The following is a 26,064-nucleotide window of genomic DNA, read 5'->3' on the forward strand; positions in this document are numbered from 1 at the left end:
CGCTCAAGGTCGCCGATGGCGCGTTCGCTGTTGCTCTTTTTCCAGCGCCGCCAGGAAACCCGCGACCTCTCTGTCGTTGAGTTTCGGGTACAACTGTCTGAGCCGCTGTTCCGGGGTTTTTGCCGCCCAGGGCCAGCCGCGTAGAAGAATCTCCGTCTCGCGGGGGGCGACCGTTCGGATCGGCGGTTGCGCCAAAGCAATACGGCGTTCGGCTGGCGGCGCGCACTGCTCCATGATCCACAGTTTCAAGGCGCGGCCCTGACCGCGCTGATAACCGGTACTCGCCAGCGTTTCGAGCGGTACGGCGCGCAGGATGGCTTCGTGGAAATCGCTACTGTCATGCAGCAACTGACCCTTGGCGTCGCGCACTTCATAACGGCCTTCGCCACGCCTCAGCAGTTGCCTTACGGTGCTGGCGTCTTGCGGCCCGACACTGCAGCGCAACGGACCGTGCGGGCTGCCGTCGAACACCTCGATGCGCAGGTCGGCAAAGGTGTCGGTGTGGATTTTCAGCGTATTGAGCGCCAGGCGTTCGGTCTGTTCGGTCATCAGATCGTCCCGGTAAAAACCGTCGTACGCGCGACTGGCCGACGCCTCGAAATCCAGCTCTCGGGCCTGATTCTTCAGGCGTAGCGGCAAGTGCTGTTCATCGCTGATGCGTTGCCGTTCGGCGACGCGAGCCTGGCTCAGAACCGTCTCGGCCAAGGGCAACGGCAGGTCCGGGAACGACTGTCTGATCACCGCTATCTCGGCGTCGCCGCTGCGCTGCCCGGCCTGGTACAGATGGCGGGCGACGGCGCTGCGCTGCTCATTGAGCGCGTCGGCCAGTTGACTGCGCAGGACCTCGACCCGTTGCTCGGCAGTGACCATCGGGCCGAGCAGATGATTGAACTCATCGTCGCGCAGGAACCCGGCGACCCGCTCGGGCAAATGTCCGGCGTTGAGATCAGCCTGGCTGATGCGCAACGTGTCGGCTTCGGACGCCAGCGCGTTGCCGTATTTATGCGAGTAGCCGGTCAGGTCCTGACGCGCGAAAACCTCCAGCGCGCGTCGCGGCGGCCAGCCCGGCAGGCTGGTCAGCATCGGCTCCAGCCATACCGCATCGGTATCGATCGGCTTGCCGTTACGCAGGTTCTGCGCAGCCTCGATGACATCCTCGTATGCACTGACGCGCCTGACCGTGTCGGCCAGCAGCGGCGGTGGCGGGCTGTTGTCGCTGTGCATGCGACGCAGTTCATCGTGGCTGGTGCCGCTGCTGCGCCGGATGTCCTCCAGTTGCACAGGCGTAAAGCGCTCGACGCTGTGGCCCAGGCGAGGCATCAGCCGGGCGTCGGGCCAGTCGCCTGGCGATTCTGCTTCATGCAGCCAGGCGCCGTGACCGTTGTGTTCGATCCTTGGCTGGTAGGCATTTTCTCGATTCGGATGTTTGATCCGGTGGGTTTTGCTGGTGGCATCGGCGGAGGCTTTTTCCACCACATAGAGCTTGCCTTCCAGCGGCAGGACGCTGGCGCTGGCATGTTGATGCAGGCCGTGACGATTGGGCTTCGATTGCGCTGCCAGGCTCAGCTCGTCGCGTGCATAAGGGCTTAGGTCGCGATGCCACAGGCTTGGTTTGCCGTCGGGCAATTTGACCTGTTGCATGGCATCGACCTGCGGTGAGAGTTTTATCCGCAACGTTTCGCCAATCTGCGCGCCGGCGCCGAACGCCGCCAGTTGAATGACATCGGTCACCACACTGATGACATGTCCGGCAGCTTCCTCCCAGACGCCTTCGGCCAGATCGACGATGCCTTCAATTACATCGCTGGTCAGTTGATAGGCGGTATAGGCCATCATCACCTCGCCCAGACCAGGCACAAAGGGCGTGGCAATCAGCAGGGCGACGTTGAAGATGTCCGAGACGATCCGCTTGAAGTTGTCCCACCATGCCCAGCGTGCATTGCTGTCGGCATCGGCGGTCGAGACAGCGATTTGCCGCGCATCGTTGATGATCTTGTTGAGTTTCTGCTGATAGACGTGCCGCCAGTAATCGCCCTGCAACGGCAAGCGGGTGAATTGCAGCCTGGGCTTTTCCACCGGGTCCTTGCGCCACACCGGGCGCTGGTCGGTGCTCTGCTCGCGTTCGTGATGGCGGACGACGAACAACCGCTGTTCGAGTTCGGCAAAAAAATGCCCACGTTGCTGCTGATCGACAAACTGGCTGAAGAATTGCCGGTACGTATGCCCGGTCGAGGCGCTCAGGCGGTCCTCGCGCAACTGGCGGGTCAGTTCTTCACGAAACGCCGCCAGCGACTCGTACTCCTTGAGTGGATGATCCGGATCGTGCGGCACGTAGACGATCAGGCGTCGAACGCCACGACTGTCGGGGTGGCCATGCATCAGCAACAGAATGCCGGTCAGGCGGGTACCGAGCATGGACAGGTCATTGCAGCGAATCGAACGGTTGTTGAGACGCAAGCGCGGGTTTTCCTCTGTGCTGAAGCTGAGCACCATCCTGAAGGTGTCGTACTGGATCTCTGCCTTGAGCAAGGCGATGTGCGCCGCGACGGCGAGGGCGTCTTTGAGGCTGGTGCCGATCTTGTATTGCAGAAGGCTCTCGGCCAGCGCTTCGCCGGGCAGCAAGTAGCCCTGCAAGTGCCTGGCATATTGCCCGCCCAGGTCGAGGTCGCGACACAGTGTCTGGAACTGGCTGATGGGCATTTGGTTTTTGAGCGGCAAGACGTCGAAGTGGCCGCGCGCATCAGGCTGGCTGATGTAGTCCGAGCCTGCACCGACCGTCTCGTTGGCGGCAAAGTTGTGCAGAGCGGCATCGAGCAGTGAGACCGTACGGGTCGTCGAACCGTCGACCACGTCGATTGCATACCAGGGACTGCTGGCGGGGATATACAGGCGCAGCCAGGTCTTCCTGACGTCCGGCTCGATGCCATGGCATTGCTTGATCCTTGCTTTGAGCAGCGGCTCGGCGAAGGCGTACAGGTCGGTCCTGGCCAGCAGATGATCGACCTTGTTCTGCGAGTCCCAGGCCTTGAGATTGGCGGCGGCGAGTCGGCTCGCATACGTACCGGGTGCGCTGTACCAGGGTTCGCGCTTCGGTGGCGTGGCGGCGAGTGCCAGGCTGCGGCTGAGCGTTGCAGTTTTGAACGGCGCGCTGACAGCCGATTCGATGAACGCGTAATGCCGGCCTTTGTCGGCGGCAGCGGCAGGCTGAGGGGAGTCAGACATGGCCAATCATCCTTGATTGTTTGAGGAATGATCAGCGTACCGGCGGCAGGGCAAAACAAAAGTTCAAAGATCGGGAGCCAAACGTGTGATCGCCTCAGCGATGCGACAAGAATTCGAATCGGAACAATGCACGAATACCACCATTTGCGCCGATGGCCTTCGGCGCGACGTGCAGGCCATGTTCGGTCAGTGCAGCGCCGATGCCACCACGGGCGCCTGTGGCGGTTGGCACTGTGAGTCGCTGCCCGGTTGCAGATACGGCGTGAGAATCGGCGCCATGCCTTTGAGTACCTGCGTGGGCAGAGCCGAGGTGAACTTGAAGTTCTCCGCCGAGCGCCCCGGGACGAACGCGGTGAGGGTGCCGAAATGGTGGTCGCCGATGTAGAACACAAAGGTCGCCGTGCGGTTGATCGACTTCGAACTGATGATCCGCCCGCCAGACCCGATCGCCGCAATGCGGTTGTCGCCGGTGCCGGTCTTGCCGCCCATGGCCAGCGGTGTGCCGTCGGGCAGTTTGAAACTGCCGGACAGCCTTTTGGCGGTACCGGCGTCGACCACTTGCGACAGCGCCTCGCGCATGGCTCGGGCCACTTCCACTGGCATCACCCGTTTGCCCACGTGCGGGTCGTTGATCAGCCTGGTTTCATACGGCGTATCGGCAGCAAAGTGCAGGCTGTCGATGCGCAGCGTCGGCATGCGCACGCCGTCATTGAGGATGGTGCCGATCAGCTCGGCGAGCGCGGCGGGACGGTCGCCGGAACTGCCGATGGCCGTGGCCAGTGACGGCACCAGGTGATCGAACGGGTAGCCGACTTTCTGCCAGCGCTGATGAATGTCGAGGAACGCTTCGATCTCGAGCATGGTGCGAATACGACTGTCTCGCGCACCCTTGTGCCGGCTCTTGAACAGCCAGCTGTAAACTTCCTGGCGCTCGAAATGGCTGGCCTTGACGATCTCGCTGAAGGTCGCTTCCGGGTGATGCAGCAGGTAACCCATCATCCACAGATCCAGCGGATGCACCTTGGCGATGAAGCCTTGGTCAGGCAAATCGTAACTGCCGGGGCCATAGGAATCGTAGAGGCGGATCAGACGGTCGTCGGTGAGTTTTTCGTTGAGCTTGGTGCCCTTGAGGTGCGAGCGCACGAAACGGTTGAAGTCTTCCTGACTGGCCTCCGGCAGCAGATAGCGATGCACCGCCGCCATGCGGATCGGCGTCGGGCGGATGCTGTCGAGGAAGGTTTCCAGGCGCGCCTGGGTGTCCTTGTTCTTGTACTTCTTCCAGAACTTGAGCAGGAACGAGGTGCCTTCGCGGTCGGCGAAACTGGCCAGGTATTCCTGACGGCGCGGATCGCGATCATCCTTGAGCAATTCGCCGTTGGGGCCTGAGTAGGTGGTGTAGCGGACGATGTCGCGCATCAGCCGGATGAACGGCAGGTTGATCGACTCGCGCAGCGAATCGCGCAGGGTCGGCAGGCGACCGTTGTCCTCTTTGCGGAAGTTGTTGAATCTGTGCAGCCCACCGCCGGTAAAAAACGCCTCGCCGGGGCTGGCCGAGTATTTGCGATCCAGCGCGGCGCCGAGCAGCTTCGACAGGTCGTGATCCTTGTTCTGGATCAGGTAGTCGATGACCCAGCGGCTGAGGCGGTCCTGATCGGGCACTTCGACTTTTTTCAATTCTGCCACGCCCATCGCGCCGTATTTGTCGTGCAGCTCGGCGACGATTTGCAGGTACGTGGTCAGCACACGCATTTTCGCCGTCGAGCCGAGTTCAAGCTTGCTGCCTTCGTTGATGTCGAACGGCTGATCGGTGCTGTCGGTCTGCACGCGCACCCGCGAGCCGTCCGGGGTCAGTTCGAACAGTGTGAAGCTGTAACGCACTTGCGTGGTGCTGGTCGGCGTCAGCAAGCGTTCGCCGAGCAGACCGATTTCCGCGGCATAGGCCGGGTCGGCGAGTTTTTTCAGATAAGCCGTGGCCTGCGTTTGCAGATCGCCCTGCAGAGTGCTGGTGGCCGACAGGTCGAGGCGATCAAGGTCGTACAGCGGGCGATTGAGCATGCTCGCCAAGCGGCTGCGGGCGACGCTGATGCCTTTGTTGGTTTCAATCGGCTGCATCGTTGGCTGGGTCTGCCAGTCGCGATACGACACGGTGCTCGCCAGCGCAGCGTCAGCGAGGGCGCTGTCGATCACGCCGTTCTGCTTGAGCAGGCGCAGGTGGCTGTCGGTGAGGCTGGCCAATTCGTCGCGACCCTTGGTCAGGTAATGCGAAGGGCGGCGCTGGGCGATCATCAGCGAGAGCATTTCACGCAAGGCCAGGCCTTTGGCGGCCATGGTCTGCGGGTCGGTCTTCGGGCTGTTCAGTTGCTCGTTGGCCTTGTTGAAATCGCTGCCGTACCAGACCCGCAAACCTTCGGCCATGCCGTGCACTTCACCGTGGCCGGGCACCGCCGAGAGCGGCACGCTGTTGAGGTAGTCGCGCACGATGTTCTGCCGCGAACCGAGGGTCTGCGGGCCATCCTGATAGGCGCGCACGCTGGCGGAAATCATCTGGCGGATCTTCTCCGCGCCCGACACGGTGAGGCCGTCGGGCGAGTGGCGATACTTCTCCAGTTGCGTTGCCAGGGTGCTGCCGCCGGCCGATTGCCCGGGCAGGTGCAGCAACTTCGCCACTTGCGACCACGCGGCCATGCCGAAACGCGGCCAGTCCACCGCCGGGTTGGCCAGCGGCTGTTTCGGGTCGAGGAGAAAGCGGTTTTCGATGAACAGCAGGCTGCTGACCACCACCGGCGGAATCGCCGCGAAGTCGGCATACAGTTGCTGCGGATAGTTGTATCGATACAGCGGCGCGCCTCGGCAGTCGGTGATCGACAACCCCGCCTGGATCTTTTCCGAATACGGCACGAACAGGCCTTTGTCGGTGTAACCGAGCAGGGCGGGGAGAAGCGCGTCTGCTCGGTGATCACGTAATTGCGCTTGAGCAGGCGCGGGAGGAATTCGTCCAGAGAGCTGTAACCCAGGCGCAGATCGAAAGGGCCGTTGCCCGGATAACGAATCGCTTCGCTGGGACCGGGTTCCAGTTTGTAGGTCAGCGAAGCGGCGTACTGGCTCAGCTCCCGCGCCTGAAAGCGCGAAGTGCGCATTTCCTTGGACGCGGCGAGTCCCACCACCACCGCAATGATCAAAAACAGCAACCAGAAAGCCTTCCACCCGTGCCGCTGACGACGGGGTTTTTCAGGGACAGGCGCTTCATTCACACGTTCAGTCTGAACCACGGTTTTACTCGAATCGGTTTGCCACAAAGCGCCCATAGTCGACTGATCCATTCACGCAGATTGATCGGACTTGTCTGAAGCTTAGACGGTGGTTGGAGCCGGTGAAGAAAATGTGAAGAGCGGAGGCGGTGCTTTGTCTGAATAAAACTGGAACAAACACTGTGGCGAGGGGATTCATCCCCGTTGGGCTGCAAAGCAGCCCCAAAACCTGCCAGCACGGTTTTTACAGGCACACGGCATGTGAGCAAGTTGCGACTGCTACGCAGCCGAGCGGGGATAAATCCCCTCGCCACAAGGATGCTGCTCACATCCCCACGATGTGTCTGTGCGAGCGATGGACTCCCTGTGGCTAGCAGATTTATCAGTCTTGCAGGGACTCCCTGTGGCGAGGGGATTTATCCCCGCTGGGCCGCGAAGCAACCCCAAAACCTGCCAGCACGGTTTCTACAGGCACACCGCATGTGAGCCAGTTGCGCCTGCTACGCAGCCGAGCGGGGATAAATCCCCTCGCCACAAAAAGGCTGTTCACATGCCGGGATGTTGTCAGTGTGAGGGATTCAGGCGGCTAGCCGATTCATCAGTCATGCAGGGACTCCCTGTGGCGAGGGGATTCATCCCCGTTGAGCTGCAAAGCAGCCCCAAAACCTGCCAGCACGGTTTCTACAGGCACACCGCATGTGAGCCAGTTGCGCCTGCTGCGCAGCCGAGCGGGGATAAATCCCCTCGCCACAAAAATGCTGCTCCCATCCCCATGATGTGTCTGTGCGAGCGATGGACTCCCTGTGGCTAGCCGATTTATCAGTCATGCAGGGACTCCCTGTGGCGAGGGGATTCATCCCCGTTGGGCTGCAAAGCAGCCCCAAAACCTGCCAGCACGGTTTCTACAGGCACAGCGCATGTGAGCAAGTTGCGCCTGCTACGCAGCCGAGCGGGGATAAATCCCCTCGCCACAAAAAGGCTGTTCACATCCCCATGATGTGTCTGTGCGAGCGATGGACTCCCTGTGGCTAGCAGATTCATCAGTCATGCGGGGACTCCCTGTGGCGAGGGGATTCATCCCCGCTGGGCTGCAAAGCAGCCCCAAAACCTGCCACCACAGTTTCTACAGGCCCACCGCATGTGAGCAAATTGCGCCTGCTACGCAGCCGAGCGGGGATAAATCCCCTCGCCACAAGGATGCTGTTCACATCCTCATGATGTGTCTGTGCGAGCGATGGACTCCCTGTGGCTAGCCGATTTATCAGTCATGCGGGGACTCCCTGTGGCGAGGGGATTTATCCCCGTTGGGCTGCGAAGCAGCCCCAAAACCTGCCGCCACGGTTTCTACAGGCACACCGAGTCTGAGGAAGTTGCGACTGCTGCGCAGCCGAGCGGGGATGAATCCCCTCGCCACAAGGATGCTGTTCACATCCTCATGATGTGTCTGTGTGGGCATGGATTCAGTTGGCTAGCAGATTCATCAGTCATGCGGGGACTCCCTGTGGCGAGGGGATTCATCCCCGCTGGGCTGCAAAGCAGCCCCAAAACCTGCCACCACGGTTTCTACAGGCACACCGCATGTGAGCAAGTTGCGCCTGCTACGCAGCCGAGCGGGGATAAATCCCCTCGCCACAAGGATGCTGTTCACATCCTCATGATGTGTCTGTGCGAGCAGTGGATTCCTTGGCCACAGCGATGCTGTCACATCCCGGGAGGTTGTCTGTGTGAGGAATGAATCCACTTACTCCAGAGAGCTGTTGCGCTCAGAGCCAGCAGGTATCCCAAAGCGGGTAATCACCGAGGCTATCGACCAGCCCGGCTCGCAAGGGATTATTGATGATATAGCGGGCGATGGGCTCCAGGTCCTCGCCGTCACGGATCGCTCGGTCATGGTAGCCGGTTTGCCACAGCGGTCCGTGACGTCCGGTTTTTCTGTTAACCGCATGCGTACAGCGAGCCTTTACACCGCCAATGACTTCACCAAGTGAGCCGCGTTGCAATTGCATCAGCCAATGAAAGTGGTCAGGCATGACAACCAGGCGATGGATTGCGCGACTCCTTGCTCATGAGCCCGGCGCAGTTCTGCAACCAGTAATCGGCCTGTCTGCCAATCTGCAAATACAGGCTGGCGTTCGTGGATGACAGAGGTGATGAAGTAGGCACGACCGTTTTCCGAGAAACGACCTTGGCGCAGGCGGTGGGAATTGGGGCGGACTGGCATGTGAGCTTCCTTGCATGTGCTCCTGGCTTTTTCAAAGGTTAGTGGTTGGCCGCCCCGGTCGGCGCTGCAACTGTTGAGCGAAATTTCTGAATCCGCCGGGCGATTTATCCGTGATCAAGCGCGAGGGGAGACATCGCGCAGTGAATCAAATGCACCGGGGCTGGAACATGACGCTGCACCATGTCTGTGCAATACTTCGCGGCTTTTTCAGTGGCGACTTTTCCTACGTAATGCAGGTAATGCCTCTCCGCAGAACCCACTATTGCCGAGAGTTGTCGCTGAATGTTGTGACTTTTAGAGTGAAAAATCCTGCCCTGAGCTTTTTATACTGCACGCCCCGCTGATCTTCAGGCCAGCCCTGCAAGACACGTCTGCCCACGAAGCCGACGCGGTTTCCTGCCCAGCCAAGGCCTATCGGCCGACGCTTCGAAACCCGGTGGTCATATCCAATAACAAGACGAGGTTGTACCCCTATGCCAGTTGGCAATCCTCTGCCGCACGGCGACACCGCTTCGGGCGGTCCGCTCAAACGTGAACTCGGCGAACGGCATATCCGCCTGATGGCGCTCGGTGCCTGTATCGGCGTCGGTCTGTTTCTCGGTTCGGCCAAAGCCATCCAGATGGCCGGTCCGGCGATCATGCTCTCTTACATCCTTGGCGGTCTGGCGATCCTGGTGATCATGCGCGCCCTCGGTGAAATGGCCGTGCATAACCCGGTGGCCGGTTCGTTCAGCCGCTACGCGCAGGATTATCTCGGTCCGCTGGCCGGCTTTCTCACCGGCTGGAACTACTGGTTTCTGTGGCTGGTGACCTGCGTCGCGGAAATCACCGCCGTGGCCGTGTACATGGGCATCTGGTTCCCCGATGTGCCGCGCTGGATCTGGGCCTTGGCAGCGCTGATCAGCATGGGCTCGATCAACCTGATCGCAGTCAAAGCCTTCGGCGAATTCGAATTCTGGTTCGCCCTGATCAAGATCGTCACCATCATCGCCATGGTCATCGGCGGCGTCGGCATCATCGCCTTCGGTTTCGGTAACGATGGCGTGGCGCTGGGCATTTCCAATCTATGGGCGCACGGCGGTTTCATGCCCAACGGCGTGACCGGTGTGCTGATGTCACTGCAAATGGTCATGTTCGCCTATCTCGGCGTCGAGATGATCGGCCTGACTGCCGGTGAGGCGAAGAACCCACAGAAGACCATTCCTGACGCAATCGGCTCGGTGTTCTGGCGGATCCTGCTGTTCTACGTCGGCGCGCTGTTCGTCATCCTGTCGATCTACCCGTGGAATGAAATCGGCACCCAGGGCAGCCCGTTCGTGATGACCTTCGAGCGTCTGGGCATCAAGACCGCCGCCGGCATCATCAATTTCGTGGTGATTACTGCGGCGCTGTCGTCGTGCAACGGCGGCATCTTCAGCACCGGGCGCATGCTCTACAGCCTGGCGCAGAATGGTCAGGCCCCGGCGGGCTTCGCCAAGACCTCGAACAACGGTGTGCCACGCCGGGCACTGCTGCTGTCGATCGCGGTGTTGCTGCTGGGCGTAATGCTCAACTATCTGGTACCGGAAAAAGTCTTCGTCTGGGTCACCTCGATCGCCACCTTCGGTGCGATCTGGACCTGGGTGATGATCCTCCTCGCCCAGCTGAAATTCCGCAAAGGCCTGAGCGCCAGCGAACGTGCCGGCCTCAAGTACAAGATGTGGCTGTACCCGGTCAGCTCGTACTTCGCGCTGGCGTTCCTGGTACTGGTGGTCGGCCTGATGGCGTACTTCCCGGATACCCGCGTGGCGCTGTATGTCGGGCCGGCGTTTCTTGTGCTGCTGACGGTGTTGTTTTACGTGTTCAAGTTGCAGCCGAATCAGGTTTCGCAAGACGCGGTGCGTTCGATTTCGTAAGTTCCAGCCGCTGAAAAAAACAAAGCCCCGGTCGCAAGATCGGGGCTTTTTTGGTTCGCGCGAGCTGATCGCCAGTCTTACGCCGCTACCACTTCCTGCGGCTCAAAACTGTCCGCCCGCGCCATCTGCCACATCCGCGAATAGAACTCGCCATTCACTTCACCGGTGAGCAATTCCCCCGGTTTCAAAAACACGTGCAACTGCGAGAACAGTTTGATCTCGGTCGCCGACATGCGTCGTACCAGATGCTTGGCCGACAGTTGCGACGGATGCTCAAGCCCGGCCGCCGCGAGCATTTCCGCCAGTGCTTTGAGCGTGCTGCGATGGAAGTTGTAGACGCGCTGGGCTTTGTCCGGTACCACCAGAGCGCGTTGGCGCAAGGCGTCCTGGGTGGCAACGCCGGTCGGGCATTTGTTGGTGTGGCACGACTGCGACTGGATGCAGCCGATGGCGAACATGAAGCCGCGCGCGGAGTTGGCCCAGTCAGCGCCGATGGCCAGCACGCTGGCGATGTCGAAGGCGCTGACGATCTTGCCGCTGGCGCCGAGTTTGATCTTGTCGCGCAGGTTCAGGCCGACCAGCGTGTTGTGCACGAACAGCAGACCTTCGCGCATCGGCACGCCGATGTGGTCGGTGAACTCGACAGGGGCGGCGCCAGTGCCGCCTTCCTTGCCATCGACGACGATGAAATCGGGAAGGATGCCGGTTTCCAGCATGGCCTTGGCAATGCCCATGAACTCCCACGGATGGCCGAGGCAGAATTTGAAGCCCACCGGTTTGCCACCGGACAATTCGCGCAGTTGCTGGATGAACTGCATCATCTCGATCGGCGTTGAAAACGCACTGTGGCGCGACGGCGAGACGCAGTCCTCGCCCATCAGGATGCCGCGTGTTTCCGCAATCTCCCTGGTGACCTTGTGCTTGGGCAAGATCCCGCCATGGCCGGGTTTGGCGCCCTGGCTCATCTTGATTTCGATCATGCGCACTTGCGGATTCTGCGCCTGCACGGCGAAGCGCTCAGGGTCGAAACGGCCGTCGCTGGTGCGGCAGCCGAAGTAGCCGCTGCCCAGCTCCCAGGTCAGATCACCACCGTGTTCGCGGTGATACGGGCTGATGCTGCCTTCGCCTGTGTCGTGGGCGAAGTTGCCGAGTTTCGCCCCCTGATTCAGCGCCCTGATCGCGTTCGCGCTGAGCGAGCCGAAGCTCATCGCCGAAATATTGAAGATCGACGCCGAGTACGGCTGCGTGCACTGCGGACCCCCGACAATGACGCGGAAACCGTTCGGGTCACTCAACGGCGCGGGGCGCATCGAGTGGCCGATGAATTCGAAGCCGGACTGGTAAACGTCGATCAGCGTGCCGAACGGTTTGTCGGCAGTTTCGTTTTTCGCTCGCGAGTACACCAGCGAACGCTGCGCGCGGGAGAAGGGCAGGGCATCGCTGTCGGACTCGAGCAGATACTGGCGAATCTCCGGGCGGATGCCTTCGACCAAATAACGGATGTTGCCCAGAATCGGATAATTGCGGCGCACTGCATGGCGCGTCTGCAACAGGTCGAACACGCCGAGCAGGCTCAGCACAGCGGTGGCGGCGGTGATCGGCCACAGCCAGTCATGTTCGAGAAAGGGCAGGCTGGCGAGGGTGAACATCACACAGACGGCAAAGAAGGCGTAGCGGCTCAGCAGCGACAGGCTCATACGGTTTCCTTGGTTCGGATTGTTTGTGGCTGGCAGGCATATTGCGCCAACGACGGAACCGTGAACAGGCAGACGTCCCTCTCCTCGCCTACATCGGAGCCGTCTCGCTTACGATGCCAGTTGACTTGGCTGTTGACCGCGAGAAGCAGCCATGCAGCAATACCGGTGGGCAAACTTGTGGCATTGACGAACGCCTTCGCGAGCAAGCTCGCACAAGGAATTGCAGTGAAAGGTGGAAGCTAACTGGCACGCGAAATCGACGATTACCTTTTTGTTTATGCCGCGACCGATTCCTGAGGCATTTGCCGTTTCTGGTCATGTTTGTGCTTGGCCCTGGCCATATCGTTGATGCAGTAATTGATGTGATAGAAGGTGAACAGGACTGAATACAAGCGGTTCATTCGTGGTTCGAAGTTGTGTTTGGTCAGCGTGTAGGCGCGCAAGGCTCTGCGAACTCGAAAGCACCAAGCAATGGCGATGAGCTGGGCAATGACCGTCATCGCATACCCCGTGGCTATGAACCGCGGATCAGATACGGTGAAAAAGATCCCTCCGATACCACAGAGCGCCAGATAAACGACCAGACCGGTCTGGCTCAGTGTCTTGATTTGAGTGACCTCCTCAACCACGGTTGTTGTTTTGTGCAGCCATACAACCGAGTAGAGACCCATGGTGACTACGGTCAGGAGAATGAAATGGAGCGTCTTGAGATTGTTCTTTTCCTTGAGCGTCGAAATGTCAGACATGCAGCGTTTTCCCTCTTAGGCGATGTAGCGAATGGCTGCCGGGCAGCGATGAATAACGCTACCAAATTCGCGAGTGGGAAATTTCCGAGCTTTTGGGCGGACTTGTCGTCAGAGTCAGGCTGATCACGGATGCTCCTTGTAGGGATCTTCTGATGACGCAGGCGCGTCGGGCGTGGGATCCTGCGATCTTTTCGCACAAGGCATTTTTCGACTCATGACGCCGACATCCGCCGTTTCGCCCTGCATCATCCATATCGCCGCCGCGCTGTTGCTCAACGCCCAAGGCCAGACCCTGCTGGTGCGCAAGCGCGGCACCACGGCTTTCATGCAACCGGGCGGCAAGATCGAAGCCCACGAGTTGCCAGTGCACGCATTGGCCCGAGAGCTGGAAGAAGAACTCGGGCTGGAAATCGACCCGGCGCAGGCGATCTTTCTCAACAGTTTTTCCGCCCCCGCCGCCAACGAGCCGGGCTTCATCGTGCACGCGGAGATCTTCCAATTGACCATCGATACTGACGTGTGTCCGGCGGCGGAAATCGAGGAAGTCATCTGGGTCGATCCGGCCACTGATCCGGCGCTCGAGCTGGCGCCATTGACACGCGAACACATCCTGCCGTTTTATCGCCGTTCACTGACTGCACTCGCCTGATCATTCCCGCAAAGGACGTTGCCATGATCCCGTTGCAAGACCTGCTGATCTTCGCCGCCGCCGCTATGCTGATGGTGCTGACACCGGGGCCGAACATGATCTACCTGATCTCGCGTTCGATCTGTCAGGGACGCCGCGCGGGGGTGACGTCGCTGCTCGGCGTGGTCGGCGGGTTCTTCGTGCATATGTTCGCTGCGGCGGCGGGTTTGACGGCAGTGTTTCTTGCCGTGCCGATGGCTTATGAAGTGTTGAAATGGGCCGGTGCGCTGTACCTGCTGTGGCTGGCCTGGCAAGCAGTGAAACCCGGCGCGCGTTCGCCCTTCCAAGCGCAGCAATTGCCGCCGGACTCGTCGCGTAAGCTGATCACCATGGGCTTTCTCACCAGCGCGCTGAACCCGAAGATCGCCGTGTTCTATCTGTCGGTGTTTCCGCAATTCATCAGCCCTGAGCACGGCTCGGTGTTCACCCAAAGCATCGTCCTCGGGCTCACGCAGATCAGCGTCAGCTTCAGCGTCAATCTGTTGATCGCGCTGTTCGCCGCAGGCATCGCTTCGTGGTTCGTACGCAACCCGACGTGGTTGGCGATGCAGCGCTATTTCATGGGCATGGTCCTCGGTGGCCTTGCCGTACGGCTGATGCTCGAACAACGGCGGACTGCCTGACATGTGGATCGAACGGCTGGACGCCAGCCACGCCTTGGCTTACCGCGAACTGATGCTGCAAGCCTACGACCGTCATCCGCAGGCGTTCACCTCCAGCGTGCGCGAACGCGCGGTGATGCCATTGAGTTGGTGGGAAGGGCGCCTGACCAGCAAGCTCGATGTGGTGCTGGGGGCATTCGATGCCGGGACGTTGGCCGGGATTGTCGGCCTGGCCTTTGAACCGCGCGAGAAGGCACGACACAAGGCCACGCTGTTCGGCATGTATGTCTCGGCGGATTTTCGTCGCAAGGGGCTGGGCTTTGATCTGGTGCAGGCGGCACTGGTCGAAGCGCAAAAGCATCCGGCGCTGAAGCTGCTGCAGCTCACTGTCACCGCCGGCAATGACGCGGCTTTTCAGTTGTACCAGCGTTGCGGCTTCATTCAGTTCGGCCTCGAGCCACTCGCCGTGCGGGTGGGCGAAGACTACTTCGACAAGATCCACATGTGGCGCCAGCTCTGACCCACCACGACAATCCTTGTGGGAGCGAGCCTGCTCGCGAAGGCGTCCGTCCAGCCGACATCATCGCTGAATCATCCACCGCTTTCGCGAGCAGGCTCGCTCCCACAGGGAGATCTCTTGTTCTGGAGAATCAGCGTACGGCGCTGACACCATCGAGGGTCGAGAACGAGGTGTCCTTGGCGGTCAGCAGGAAATCGCGCATGTACGGCGCGTCGAGCATGTCCGTGCGAATCGCCGCGTACAGCGTCGCGAACAAGCCTTTCTCACCCAACCGTTTGCCCTTCACATAGCCGCGCGAGCTGTATTCATGCAGCGCCCAGTGCGGCATCCCGCAGACGCCACGGCCGCTGGCGACCAGTTGCATCATCATCACCGTCAGTTCTGAAGTGCGCACCTGCGCAGGTTCGATGTCGGCCGGTTCGAGGAAGCGGGTGAAGATGTCCAGGCGATCACGCTCGACCGGGTAGGTGATCAGCGTTTCCGTCAACAAATCTTCGGGAACGATGTACGGCTTGCTCGCCAGCGCATGCTGATTGGCCACCGCGAGCATGGCTTCGTAAGTGAACAGCGGCACGTAAGTGATGCCGGCAATTTCCAGCGGATCGGAGGTCACCACCAGATCCAGATCGCCGCGCGCCAGTGCCGGCAGTGGGGCGAAAGCGAAACCCGAAGCCAGGTCCAGCTCGACCTCCGGCCAGGCATCGCGGAACTGGTCGATGGTCGGCATCAGCCACTGAAAGCAGCTGTGACATTCGATAGCCATGTGCAGACGCCCGGCGGTGCCACCGGCCAGCCTACCGATGTCCCGTTCAGCGGCGCGCAACAGCGGCAGGGTGGCGTCGGCCAGTTGCAGCAGGCGCAAACCGGCGCTGGTGAAGCGCACCGGTTTGGTCTTGCGCACGAACAACTGCATGCCCATGCGCTCTTCCAGCTCTTTGAATTGATGCGATAGAGCGGATTGCGTCAGATGCAGGCGATCAGCGGCATCCACCAGGCTGTCGGCTTCGCGCAGGGCGTGCAGGGTTTTCAGATGTCGGATTTCAAGCACCGGCGGGGCTCCATGAAGAAAACTTGTGAAGAATGCGAGGAAGGTGAGTTTGTCTCATGACGTTGGCTTTGTCGATCTGTCGGCCAGGATCCGGCGGGCTAATCGACAGACGACCGCTCGGCACTCTTCATCAAACTGTCATGCAACTGTGGCAGCGCGCTCGTACGAACTTCATCAGACTCGCGCTCTACTGGGGTGCTGCGTTTTGGTGTTTTTCATGTTCAAGAGAGTTTTTTCAGTCGCGGCCGCGTTGGCCGCGCTTTTGTTCGGGGCCGGCTCGTTTGCAGCCGGGCGCTGTGATGTCAACGTGCCGACCGAGCACGCCGAGCTGGCGCAGGTCAGTCTTGCCTATCAAAGTATCGGCCGTGCATCAGACCCGGCGCTGTTGCTGGTCATGGGCCTGGGTGGGCAGTTGATCCACTGGCCGGACGAAGTCGTGGTCGCGCTGTGTCAGCAAGGGTTTCGGGTGATTCGTTATGACAACCGCGACGTCGGCCTGTCGACCTGGCGGCAAGCGCCGATCGAGGCCAATCTGACCTTCGAGGTGCTGCGCTACAAACTCGGTTTGCCGGTTTCGGCGCCGTACAGCCTTACCGACATGGCCGACGATGCGCTGGGTTTGATGACGGCGCTGAAGGTTGAGCAATTCCACGTGCTCGGCGCGAGCATGGGCGGGATGATCGCCCAGCACATGGCGGCGATGGCGCCGCAGCGGGTGGAAAGCCTGACGCTGATCATGACCACTTCCGGCGCTGAAGGCCTGCCGGCACCAAGTGCGGCGCTGGTGCAGTTGCTCTCGCGCCGAGGTGCGCCGAACCGCGAAGTAGCGCTGGAGCAACAGGCCGATCTGCTTGCGGCACTCGGTAGCCCGGCGGTGACGGATGATCGCCAAGCGCTGTTGCAACAGGCGGCGGCGTCCTACGACCGCGCGTTCAACCCCGAAGGCGTCAAGCGCCAGATCATGGCGATCCTTGCCGAACCGAGCCGGGTGGCATTGCTCAATCAGCTGCGCGTGCCGACCCTGGTGGTGCACGGCACGGCAGATCCGCTGCTGCCGGTGATGCACGGCGTACATCTGGCGGCGCACATTCAGGGCAGTCAGTTGAAACTGATTCCGGGACTGGCGCATCGCTTTCAGGAGGCGTTCAAGGAGCCGTTGCTGGCGGCGGTGCTGCCGTATTTGCAGGCGCATCGAGAGGACACTTCGCATTGGGCTCGGGTCGATCAGGCGGCGCCGAACAATCTGCTGTAAGAGTGCGCCAGCATCCTGTCGCCAAAAAAATATCAATGTGCCACTATTGTTTGCCGCGTTGTTGCCGATAAGGCGCAGGAACGTTTTCAGACATAGGGACTTGATCCATGATTTTTCGCGCTACACGGCAATGGGCCGCGCTGGCTCTGCTCGCCGTACTGACTCTCACCGGCTGCGCCCATGTGCAACCGCCCGTGGCCCTGGACAAACAGTTCTGGGATGCCAAAGAGCCGACCGTCGGTGTGGCCATTACCGTCGTACCGTCGCCGGTGCTGGCGCTGACCGGCAATCAGGGCATCCTCGATTACGCCATCAATGCCGGCGTCAACAGCAAGCTCAGCGCCAACGTCGAGACCTGGCAGGTGCGCGATCTGGAAACCCTGCCCGACGCCATCGTCGCCAAGCTCCAAGCCAAGGGCTACAAGGCCAAGCGCATTGATGAAAAGGTCGATCTGAAGACCTTCAAGGAAGTCGATTTCCGCGAGGGCTACATGACCAAGGACCTGTCGCCGATGAAAGCTGCCCACGGCATCGACCGTCTGTTGCTGGTGTCGATTTATGCCACCGGTGCCACCCGCAGCTACTACAGCATCGTGCCCACCAGCGTGCCGATGGCCCAGGTCGGCGGCCAGGGCATGGTGATCGATCTGTCGGACAACAGACTCTTGTGGTACCAGCCATTCGCCGCTGTACAAGCCGCGCAAGGTGAGTGGGACGAGCCGTCCTACACCAACCTGTCCAACGCGTTTTATCAAGCGATGGATAACAGCCGTCAGCAAATGATCGCCCCGTTCGCACAATGAAACGACTGGCGCTGACCCTCGCGGCGATCTCGCTGCTGGCGTTGCCTGGCTGTGCGCAGAAACCGGCACCCGAGGCCGGTTTCAAGGATCAGGCCGCCATGAGCTATGTGCAGGCACACGGGCTGAAGGTCGACGTGCAACTGCCGGCGGAGTTTGTCGGCGCCAGCACGGTGATCGACAGCAAGGCGGCGGTGAACGCGGCCAATTCCAGTTACACGCTGATGTCGAGCTCCGGCGCGGGCGCCGGGCTGGCGGGGATTCTGGTGGCCAGTCTGATCAACACGCAAATGGGTTCCGGTACGTTACAGCGCGATGCCGAAAAAGCCGCGCTGAACGAATCGCGGCCGCTGGCCGACCTGCTCGCCGGCGTGCCGTTGCAGGAGCGCTTGCAACAGCGTTTTCAGGCGGCGTCGCAAGTCTCCGGATTCAAGCAGGGGGCAGGTGCGGTCACGGCACGGTTGCTGATCGAACCGAAGCTGATGCTGACGCCCGATCGCGGCAGTTTCGTGCTGGTCAATCAGGTGCAATTACAGGATATCGCCGGCTCGCCGCTGTACCGCATGCGCATCGAAGTGGCCAGTCAGCCGATCCGTCGTTGCGGCAAGCAATGCATCGATGACGGCGCCCTTGACCTGGCCAAGGTCACCGCCGTGCTGGATGAATGTATTGACGAATCCATGCGCGTGTTGAGCGCCGATCTGATGCAACCGACGCCACCGCCGGCCGCGCAGGAAACCCTGCGTTACGTGCTCGACGGCCAGCGCGTGGTCGAGCGCGGTTATCAACTGGCGCAGAACGGCAACTACTGGCGCTACCGCAATCTCTACGGTGCGGTGAAGTCAGTGCCAGTGCCGTTCGAGGATGCTCTGTCGTCCGCGCAACTGGCCAGAGTCTACGGTCGCTAGAGGCTGATGCACGTGGGTTCAGGCATGCAGCCGGACCCACACGCTCACCAATACCGTCGCCGCCATCAGCCACGCCACCGCCGCCACGGCCAGCGATGCTTCCAGGCGCATGCGGTCGACCATCACATACAACGTCGCCAGATAGATAAAGTAGGGAATGATCGACCACATCCCAAACACGATCGTGGTTTTCAGATCGTCGACCGAGCGGCCCTTGCCGACGATGTAGTGCGCAATCAGGGCAAAGGTCGGGAACAGCGGCACCAGCCCGGCGATGTAGTAGTTTCTGGTCTTCGACAGCGCAGCGAGGATCAGCACGACTGCGGCGCCGATAGCGGCTTTGAGAATCAGATCCATCAGTGGCTCAGCCCGTACTTTTTGACTTTGTCGAACAGCGTGGTCTTGGCCATGCCCAGTTCCTGGCTGGCCTGGGTCAGGTTGCCGCCGCTGCGTTGCAAGGCGTCGACCAGCAGATTGCGCTCGAACGCTTCCACCGCTTCGGCAAACGCCAGACCCTGGCCGGCGCTGGCCCCGGATTTCTTGAAAGCCGGCAGGCCGAGGGCGAAGCGTTCGGCGACGTTGCGCAGTTCGCGCACGTTGCCCGGCCAGTCGTGGCTCATCAGGTTCGACAGGGTCTGGTTGTCCAGCTCCGGCAGCGCGCGGTCGAAGCGCAGCGCCGACTGCTGGGTGAAATGCTCGAACAGTTGCAGGATGTCTTCGCGGCGTTCGCGCAGCGGTGGCAATTCCAGGGTCACGACGTTGAGGCGGTAGTACAAGTCGCTGCGAAATTCCCCAGCCTTGCTCGACTCATCAAGGTCGGATTTGGTCGCGGCAATCACCCGGCAATCCACGGCCACGCTCTGGTTCGAGCCGAGGCGTTCAAGGGTGCGTTCCTGCAGTACGCGCAGCAACTTGATCTGCAACGGCAGCGGCATGCTTTCCACTTCATCGAGGAACAGCGTGCCGCCGTCGGCGTGCTCGATCTTGCCGATGCGCCGTTTGCCGGCGCCGGTGAAGGCATTGGCTTCGTGGCCGAAGATTTCGCTTTCAAAAAGGTTTTCCGGCAGGCCGCCGCAGTTCAGCGCGACGAACTGTTTGCTGTGGCGCCGACTGAAATCGTGCAGGCAACGAGCGACCAGTTCCTTGCCGGTGCCGGTCTCGCCTTCGATCAAGACGTTGGCCGAGGTGTCGGCGACGTTGGCGATCAGCTCGCGCAGGTTCTGCATCGCCGGTGAGCGGCCGATAATCCGCCCTTCCAGTGAATCGCGTTCGGCCAGTTGCCGACGTAGCGATGACACTTCACGGGCGAGGCTGCGTTGCTCCAGCGCCCGCCGCGCGACATCGACCAGGCGTTCCGGCGAGAACGGTTTTTCCATGAAATCGTAGGCGCCTTTCTGCATCGCGCCGACAGCCATGGAAATGTCGCCGTGGCCGGTTATCAGCACCACCGGCAGGCTGCGATCACGCTGCTTGAGGCGGGTGAGCAATTCCAGGCCATCGATGCCCGGCAGGCGGATGTCGCTGATGACGATGCCGGCAAAGTCGTCGCCGACCTGCGCCAGCGCCTCTTCGGCACTGCCGACGCCGATGCACGGAATGTCTTCGAGGGTCAGCGCCTGTTGGCAGCCGAGCAGCACATGGGGGTCGTCTTCGACAATCAGCACACTGAGTTCAGGGTTCATATTGGCTCGGCAGAAAGAGGGCTTACCAACGGTAAACTGAGGACGAAAGTGGTGCCACCGCCGGCCGGGTGTTCGACACCCAGGTGCCCGCCGGTGGCGGCGGCGAGGCTGGCGGACAGGGTCAGGCCCAGTCCCAGGCCTTGCTCGCCGGGTTTGGTGGTGAAGAACGGTTCGAACAGATGCTTGCGCGCTTCGGCGTCGATGCCGTGGCCGTTGTCACGCACCCGCAAGCGATACTTGCCGTTGAATTCTTCACCCTCCAGCCACAGCTGCGGCTGCGGTTGCGCGTGCATGGCGTCGAGGGCGTTGCCGATCAGGTTGACGAGGATCTGTTCGAGGCGGGTCTGATCGATCAGCAACTGCACATCGGCAAACTGCCGGTGAATCTGCAGCGCGGTGTTTTCCACGCGCGCGCCGAGCACTTGCAAGGCGGCGTCGACGGCTTTGCCGAGACTGGCCTGACCCTTGTTGTCGCCGCGCCGGGCGAACGAACGCAGGCTGGCGGTGATCCGGCCCATGCGGTCGATCAGGTCGTTGATGGTCTTGAGGTTGGTGCTGGCGACGTCGAGCTGGCCGCGCTCGAGAAAGCGCACGGTGTTGCCCGACAGCGTGCGCATCGCCGCCAGCGGCTGGTTCAATTCATGGGCGATGCTGGTCGACATCTGGCCGATGGCCGCGAGTTTGCCGGCCTGAACTAGTTCATCCTGAGCGCGGCGCAACGTCTCCTCGGCCTGGCGGCGTTCGCGGATCTGACTCTTCAGGCGTTCGTTGCTGGCGCGCAGATCGGCGGTGCGTTCGGTAATCCGACGTTCGAGTTGGCTGTTGGCTTCCTGCAATGCTTCGCGGGCGGCGAGGCGGGTGGCGAGGACTTTGCGCCGCTCGTTCCAGGCAATCAGCAGGAAGGCGAACAGGGCAAACGCCACCGCCACCAGAATGCCTTGGTTGATGGCTTCGCGGCGCAGGTCCTGCAATGGCGTGAGCAGGGTGAAATTCCACGGCGTGTCGCTCAGCAGTCGGGTTTGCGCCAGATAACTGATGTCGTCTTCGTCGGGCTGCAATTCGCTGTTGGCCGGGAAAGTCAGTTTCTCCACGCCTTCGGCCAGTGTCTCGCGGGCCAGCGGTTGCAGTTCGTTGAGTGGAAACCAGTAATACTGCAGGCTGCGGGCGAGTTTTTCCTTGACCTCATCGCTGAGCGGGATCACCGATTTCAGCCGCCTGGCCGGATCGCTGGAGAGAATGATGATGCCGTTCTCATCGCTGACGAACGCTTCCAGTCGCGCCCGCTGCCAGCGTTCTTCCATGGCTTCCAGACGCACCTTGACCACCGCGACACCGATGATCTTGCCGTGCTCTTCGAGGCCGTGGGCGAGGTAGTAACCGGGTTCGCCATTGGTGCTGCCGATGCCGTAGAAGCGCCCGGGCTGGCCGCGCACGGCGTCTTTGAAATAGGCGCGGAAGGACAAGTCTTCACCCAGATAACTGTCGACATCGCGCCAGTTGCTGGTGGCCATGACCCGGCCGGTGGTGTCCATGACGTAGATGGCCCGGCTGCGGCTGCGGCGGTTCAGGCCTTCGAGGTAATCGTTGACCGTCTGCCGGTGCTCCGGGGTCGGATCGGCCAGCAACTGCGGCACACTGGTTTCGAGTTCCAGCAGGCTGGGCAGGTAGGTGTATTTGCTGATCTCGCTTTCGACCGCGCGGGCGTGCAGTTCCAGCTGACGCTGGCCGTTTTCGCCGAGGCTGCGGATGCCGAAGTGTTCACTGGTCCAGAAGCCGATAAAACCCAGTCCGACCATCAGGGCGATGATCAGCGGCGGCAGGAACAGATGACGGATCAGACGGGGCTTCACGGCAAGTGATGGCTCTGCAGCGCGATAAAGAGTGGGGTCGCATTTCATCACAGATGCCTTGGGTCAACCACAACACTTGTTTGTGCCTGTGGCGAGGGGATTTATCCCCGTTGGGCCGCGAAGCGGCCCCAAAACCATCACTGCGGTTTAACTGAAAGACCGCATGCACAGGGTTTACGACTGCTGCGCAGCCGGACGGGGATAAATCCCCTCGCCACAGGGGATCTCATTGTCAGGCTGCCCGCACCCCACAGACAGGGTGCGGGTGTGTTGCTTTTAGTGCTGCAGGATTTTCTCGAGGAAGTGCTGCGCGCGTTCGGAGCGGGCGCTGATGTCGCCGAAGAATTCCTCTTTCGGGCAGTCTTCGATGATCTTGCCCTGATCCATGAAGATCACCCGGTCGGCCACTTTACGGGCGAAGCCCATTTCGTGGGTCACGCACATCATGGTCATGCCTTCGTGAGCCAGTTGCACCATCACGTCGAGCACTTCGTTGACCATTTCCGGATCGAGCGCCGAGGTCGGTTCGTCGAACAGCATGACGATCGGGTCCATCGCCAGCGCACGGGCAATCGCCACACGCTGTTGCTGCCCGCCGGACAGTTGCCCCGGGTGCTTGTGGGCGTGCGCCGACAGGCCGACGCGCTCAAGCAACTGCAGACCCTTTTTGGTCGCCTCTTCCTTGCTGCGGCCGAGCACCTTGATCTGCGCGATGGTCAGGTTTTCGGTGATGGTCAGGTGCGGGAACAGCTCGAAATGCTGGAACACCATGCCCACACGGGAACGCAGTTTCGGCAGGTTGGTTTTCGGGTCGGCGATCGACGTGCCGTCAACCACGACATCACCTTTCTGGAACGGCTCCAGGGCGTTGACGCATTTGATCAGCGTCGACTTGCCGGAACCCGACGGGCCGCAGACCACGATCACTTCGCCTTTCTTGACCTCGGTGCTGCAATCAGTCAGCACCTGGAAGTCCCCATACCACTTGTTGATGTTTTTGATAGAGATCATACGGCGAACCTTTTTGCAGACGCTTGACCAACCGCGAGGCGGCGAAGCTGATGATGAAGTACACGAGACCGGCGAAAATCAGGAACTCATTGGAGCGGCCGATGATGTCGCCGCTGGCACGCGAGGCGTTGAGGAAATCCACCAGGCCCACGGTGTAGACCAGCGAGGTGTCCTGGAACAGGATGATGCTCTGCTGCAGCAGCAGCGGGGTCATCTTGCGGAACGCCTGCGGCAGGATGATCAGGCGCATCATCTGCCCGTAGTTCATGCCCAGTGCCTGAGCAGCACCCATCTGGCCCTTGGAAATCGACTGCACACCGGCCCGGACGATTTCGCAGAAGTACGCCGCTTCGAACATCATGAACGCCACGACGCACGAGGTGAACGCGCCGATCGGCGTGTCTTCGCCGGTGATCCAGCGCAGCACGAACGGCACCGCCAGGTAGAACCAGGTGATCACCAGCAGCAGCGGGATCGAGCGGAAATAGTTGACGTAGGCGCCGGCTATGCTCGACAGCAGCTTGTTGTGCGACAGACGGCACAGCGCGAGGATCGTGCCGAGAATCATCCCGCCGATCACGCCCATGGCCATCAGCTTGAGGGTCATCACCATGCCGTTCCACAAACCGGGAATGGCCGGGACGATGCCACTGAAATCGAATTCCATTATTTACCCCCCACGGAGATCAGGCCGGGCACCGCGACTTTCTTCTCGACCAGGCGCATCAGCAGCATCAGGCTCATGTTGAGGGTGAAATAGATCAGGGTCGCCAGGGTGAACGCTTCGAACAGGTTGGCCGAGAACTCGGCGGTCTGTTTGGTCTGCGCCAGCAATTCCATCAAACCGATCAGGGACGCCACGGAGGAGTTCTTGAACACGTTGAGGAATTCCGAGGTGAGCGGCGGAATGATGATCCGGTAGGCCTGGGGCAGCAGCACGTTCCAGTAGATCTGCGGCAGTTTGAAACCCATCGCGCGGGCGGCGGATTCCTGACCCCGAGGCAGTGCCTGGATACCGGTGCGCACTTGCTCGCAGACACGGGCGGCGGTGAACAGACCGAGGCAGACGACAACGCTCAGGTAGGCCGAGGTGGTCGGATTGAGGTCCTGCTTGTACCACTCCTGCAGATCCGGCGGCAGCAGATCGGGCACCAGGAAGTACCAGATGAACAGCTGCACCAGCAGCGGCACGTTACGGAACAGCTCGACGTAGCAGGTCGCGATGCCCGATACGATGCGATTCGGCACGGTGCGCATGATGCCCAGCAGCGAGCCGAGCAGCAGGGCGATGATCCACGCCACGACGGCGATGGCGATGGTCCAGCCCAGACCGGAGATGAACCAGTCGAGATAGGTCTCGCTGCCCACGCCGGTGGACTTGAAGAACACGCCCCAGTCCCAGTTGTAATTCATTAGGGTCTCCCCTCGATTCGATCGATGTACAAGTGCCCGCCTGGGGAACTCCGTTCCCTCCCCAGTCTTTTTCAAAGACCGGGCACACGCGATCGGCTCGACAGCCACCGGTTCGAGTGTTTCCAGAAAAATGCCAGCAGGGAGTGACCATCCCCTGAAAAGGCAGGCGCCTCCTCAGGGGATAAGGTTAGTCAGAAAATCAGGACTTCTTGTCGTCAGCCGCTTTGTCGGTCGGATTGGCGATCAGGGTCTTGAGCTCGTCGCTCATCGGGAAGTTCAGGTTCAGGCCTTTTGGCGGAATCGGCTGCATGAACCACTTCTCGTAGATCTTGTTGATTTCGCCCGAAGCGTAAGTGGCCTTGATCGCGTCATCCACAGCCTTTTTGAACGGCTCGTCGCCTTTGCGCATCATGCAGCCGTAGATTTCGTACGACTGTGGCGTGCCGGTCACTTCCCAATCGGCGGCTTTCTTGGCCTTGGCGGCTTCGCCGGCCAGCAGTGCGTCATCCATCATGAAGGCGACGGCACGGCCCGATTCCAGCATCTGGAAGGACTCGCCGTGGTCTTTGGCGGAGATGACGTTCATGCCCATCTGCTTGTCGGCGTTCATCGCCTTGAGGATGCGCTCGGAGGTGGTGCCGGCGGTGGTTACGACGTTCTTGCCTTTCAGATCGTCGAAATCCTTGTACTTGGAGTCTTTCTTGGACAGCAGACGGGTACCGATTTCGAAGATGCCGACGGAGAAGTCGACCTGCTGCTGACGCTCGACGTTGTTGGTGGTCGAACCGCACTCGACGTCCACGGTGCCGTTCTGCACCAGCGGGATACGGGTCTGCGAGGTGACGAGGTTGTATTTGACTTGCAGGTCCGGCAGGTCGAGGTCTTTCTTGATCGCTTCGACGATCTTCAGCTGGATATCGTGCGAGTAGCCGACCGGCTTGCCGGACGCATCAGCGATGTAGGAGAACGGAATGGAGGCGTCACGGTGGCCCAGGGTGATGACACCGGACTCTTTGATCTTCTTCAGGGTGCCGGTGAGTTCGGCGGCGAAAACTGGCGTGCTGATCAGAGCGGCAGCAATGGCTGCGCCCAGGATATGGGGAACGATGCGCATCAAATTTTCCTCGACATTGTTTTTTTTATGGAGCCAGTTTGTCGGCCCTTTTTGTGCTTCGAATGCCTGACGGCTCCTGAAGTGCTGGCACAGCAGGCATTCGTCGAGAGAGTGTAGAGCATGACTCGTGCCAGAGCAGTCGAACTC

18 protein-coding genes and 2 pseudogenes are annotated in these 26,064 nt (G+C 60.8%); 7 read left to right on the plus strand and 13 right to left on the minus strand.

All coding sequences use genetic code 11. The features are described from left to right. Window positions 1-3: 3 nt before the first annotated feature. The 3 genes and pseudogenes from ACZZ0K_RS02870 to ACZZ0K_RS02880 all read right to left on the minus strand — a co-directional run bounded on the left by ACZZ0K_RS02870 (window position 4) and on the right by ACZZ0K_RS02880 (window position 8,691). Window positions 4-3,222: a dermonecrotic toxin domain-containing protein gene (locus ACZZ0K_RS02870; protein WP_463558962.1), complete on the minus strand. Its 3,219-nt coding sequence runs from the start codon at window positions 3,220-3,222 to the stop codon at window positions 4-6. 186 nt (window positions 3,223-3,408) lie between these two features. Next, window positions 3,409-6,527: pseudogene (locus tag ACZZ0K_RS02875) on the minus strand (transglycosylase domain-containing protein). A 1,706-nt stretch (window positions 6,528-8,233) separates the two neighbouring features. Further along, window positions 8,234-8,691 (minus strand): annotated as a pseudogene (locus ACZZ0K_RS02880) (REP-associated tyrosine transposase). Between the two features lie 473 nt (window positions 8,692-9,164). Here ACZZ0K_RS02880 and ACZZ0K_RS02885 point away from each other — a divergent pair. Next, on the plus strand, window positions 9,165-10,586 hold the full coding sequence (locus tag ACZZ0K_RS02885) for an amino acid permease (protein WP_076564019.1): 1,422 nt from the start codon (window positions 9,165-9,167) through the stop codon (window positions 10,584-10,586). A 77-nt stretch (window positions 10,587-10,663) separates the two neighbouring features. On the opposite strand, the gene ACZZ0K_RS02890 is transcribed toward ACZZ0K_RS02885, so the two are convergent. Beyond that, window positions 10,664-12,283, minus strand: a complete 1,620-nt coding sequence (locus ACZZ0K_RS02890; protein ID WP_258707148.1) for an FMN-binding glutamate synthase family protein — start codon at window positions 12,281-12,283, stop codon at window positions 10,664-10,666. A gap of 275 nt (window positions 12,284-12,558) precedes the next feature. Next, a complete protein-coding gene (locus tag ACZZ0K_RS02895; protein ID WP_252882611.1) occupies window positions 12,559-13,029 on the minus strand; it encodes a DUF4234 domain-containing protein in 471 nt (156 codons plus the stop codon). Between the two features lie 214 nt (window positions 13,030-13,243). Between ACZZ0K_RS02895 and ACZZ0K_RS02900 the strand changes: the two genes are divergently transcribed. Genes ACZZ0K_RS02900 through ACZZ0K_RS02910 form a run of 3 tightly spaced genes read left to right on the plus strand, consistent with a single transcriptional unit; the run spans window position 13,244 to window position 14,839 of the window. Further along, complete coding sequence (locus ACZZ0K_RS02900) at window positions 13,244-13,678, plus strand: NUDIX hydrolase (RefSeq protein ID WP_258707147.1); 435 nt, start codon at window positions 13,244-13,246, stop codon at window positions 13,676-13,678. A gap of 23 nt (window positions 13,679-13,701) precedes the next feature. Beyond that, window positions 13,702-14,340, plus strand: coding sequence for a LysE family translocator (locus ACZZ0K_RS02905; protein ID WP_258707146.1), 639 nt, complete (start codon window positions 13,702-13,704; stop codon window positions 14,338-14,340). 1 nt (window position 14,341) lies between these two features. Further along, window positions 14,342-14,839 carry a GNAT family N-acetyltransferase gene (locus ACZZ0K_RS02910; RefSeq protein WP_150638626.1) on the plus strand — a complete coding sequence of 166 codons (498 nt, stop codon included), beginning with the start codon at window positions 14,342-14,344 and terminating at the stop codon, window positions 14,837-14,839. A 130-nt stretch (window positions 14,840-14,969) separates the two neighbouring features. Here ACZZ0K_RS02910 and metR read toward each other — a convergent pair whose 3' ends face one another. Continuing rightward, window positions 14,970-15,887, minus strand: a complete 918-nt coding sequence (metR, locus tag ACZZ0K_RS02915) for a transcriptional regulator MetR (protein WP_016773382.1) — start codon at window positions 15,885-15,887, stop codon at window positions 14,970-14,972. 217 nt (window positions 15,888-16,104) lie between these two features. Here metR and ACZZ0K_RS02920 point away from each other — a divergent pair, with 217 nt between their 5' ends. From ACZZ0K_RS02920 to ACZZ0K_RS02930, 3 genes are all read left to right on the plus strand, one after another. Further along, the gene (locus ACZZ0K_RS02920; protein ID WP_258707145.1) at window positions 16,105-17,139 is read left to right on the plus strand and encodes an alpha/beta fold hydrolase; all 1,035 of its coding nucleotides are present in this window, start codon (window positions 16,105-16,107) and stop codon (window positions 17,137-17,139) included. A gap of 107 nt (window positions 17,140-17,246) precedes the next feature. After that, window positions 17,247-17,942: a hypothetical protein gene (locus tag ACZZ0K_RS02925; protein ID WP_252878828.1), complete on the plus strand. Its 696-nt coding sequence runs from the start codon at window positions 17,247-17,249 to the stop codon at window positions 17,940-17,942. Beyond that, window positions 17,939-18,847, plus strand: a complete 909-nt coding sequence (locus tag ACZZ0K_RS02930; protein WP_258707144.1) for a hypothetical protein — start codon at window positions 17,939-17,941, stop codon at window positions 18,845-18,847. The genes ACZZ0K_RS02925 and ACZZ0K_RS02930 overlap by 4 nt, the downstream gene beginning before the upstream one ends. Before the next feature lie 18 nt (window positions 18,848-18,865). Here ACZZ0K_RS02930 and ACZZ0K_RS02935 read toward each other — a convergent pair whose 3' ends face one another. From ACZZ0K_RS02935 to ACZZ0K_RS02965, 7 genes are all read right to left on the minus strand, one after another. Next, entirely contained in the window at window positions 18,866-19,195 is a 330-nt protein-coding gene (locus ACZZ0K_RS02935; RefSeq protein ID WP_177327026.1) for a GlpM family protein, read from the minus strand. An 8-nt stretch (window positions 19,196-19,203) separates the two neighbouring features. Then, complete coding sequence (gene aauR, locus ACZZ0K_RS02940; protein ID WP_258707143.1) at window positions 19,204-20,529, minus strand: two-component response regulator AauR; 1,326 nt, start codon at window positions 20,527-20,529, stop codon at window positions 19,204-19,206. Further along, the gene (gene aauS, locus ACZZ0K_RS02945; protein ID WP_056790048.1) at window positions 20,526-22,427 is read right to left on the minus strand and encodes a two-component sensor histidine kinase AauS; all 1,902 of its coding nucleotides are present in this window, start codon (window positions 22,425-22,427) and stop codon (window positions 20,526-20,528) included. Before aauS ends, aauR begins: the two co-directional genes overlap by 4 nt. A gap of 228 nt (window positions 22,428-22,655) precedes the next feature. Continuing rightward, the gene (locus ACZZ0K_RS02950; protein WP_016773390.1) at window positions 22,656-23,390 is read right to left on the minus strand and encodes an amino acid ABC transporter ATP-binding protein; all 735 of its coding nucleotides are present in this window, start codon (window positions 23,388-23,390) and stop codon (window positions 22,656-22,658) included. Beyond that, on the minus strand, window positions 23,335-24,057 hold the full coding sequence (locus ACZZ0K_RS02955) for an amino acid ABC transporter permease (protein WP_460059047.1): 723 nt from the start codon (window positions 24,055-24,057) through the stop codon (window positions 23,335-23,337). The genes ACZZ0K_RS02950 and ACZZ0K_RS02955 overlap by 56 nt, the downstream gene beginning before the upstream one ends. Beyond that, window positions 24,057-24,803, minus strand: a complete 747-nt coding sequence (locus tag ACZZ0K_RS02960; RefSeq protein ID WP_056790046.1) for an amino acid ABC transporter permease — start codon at window positions 24,801-24,803, stop codon at window positions 24,057-24,059. The genes ACZZ0K_RS02955 and ACZZ0K_RS02960 overlap by 1 nt, the downstream gene beginning before the upstream one ends. 199 nt (window positions 24,804-25,002) lie before the next feature. Beyond that, window positions 25,003-25,917, minus strand: a complete 915-nt coding sequence (locus tag ACZZ0K_RS02965; RefSeq protein WP_252884779.1) for a glutamate/aspartate ABC transporter substrate-binding protein — start codon at window positions 25,915-25,917, stop codon at window positions 25,003-25,005. Window positions 25,918-26,064: the final 147 nt, after the last annotated feature.

Source organism: Pseudomonas sp. AC255 (assembly GCF_979258175.1).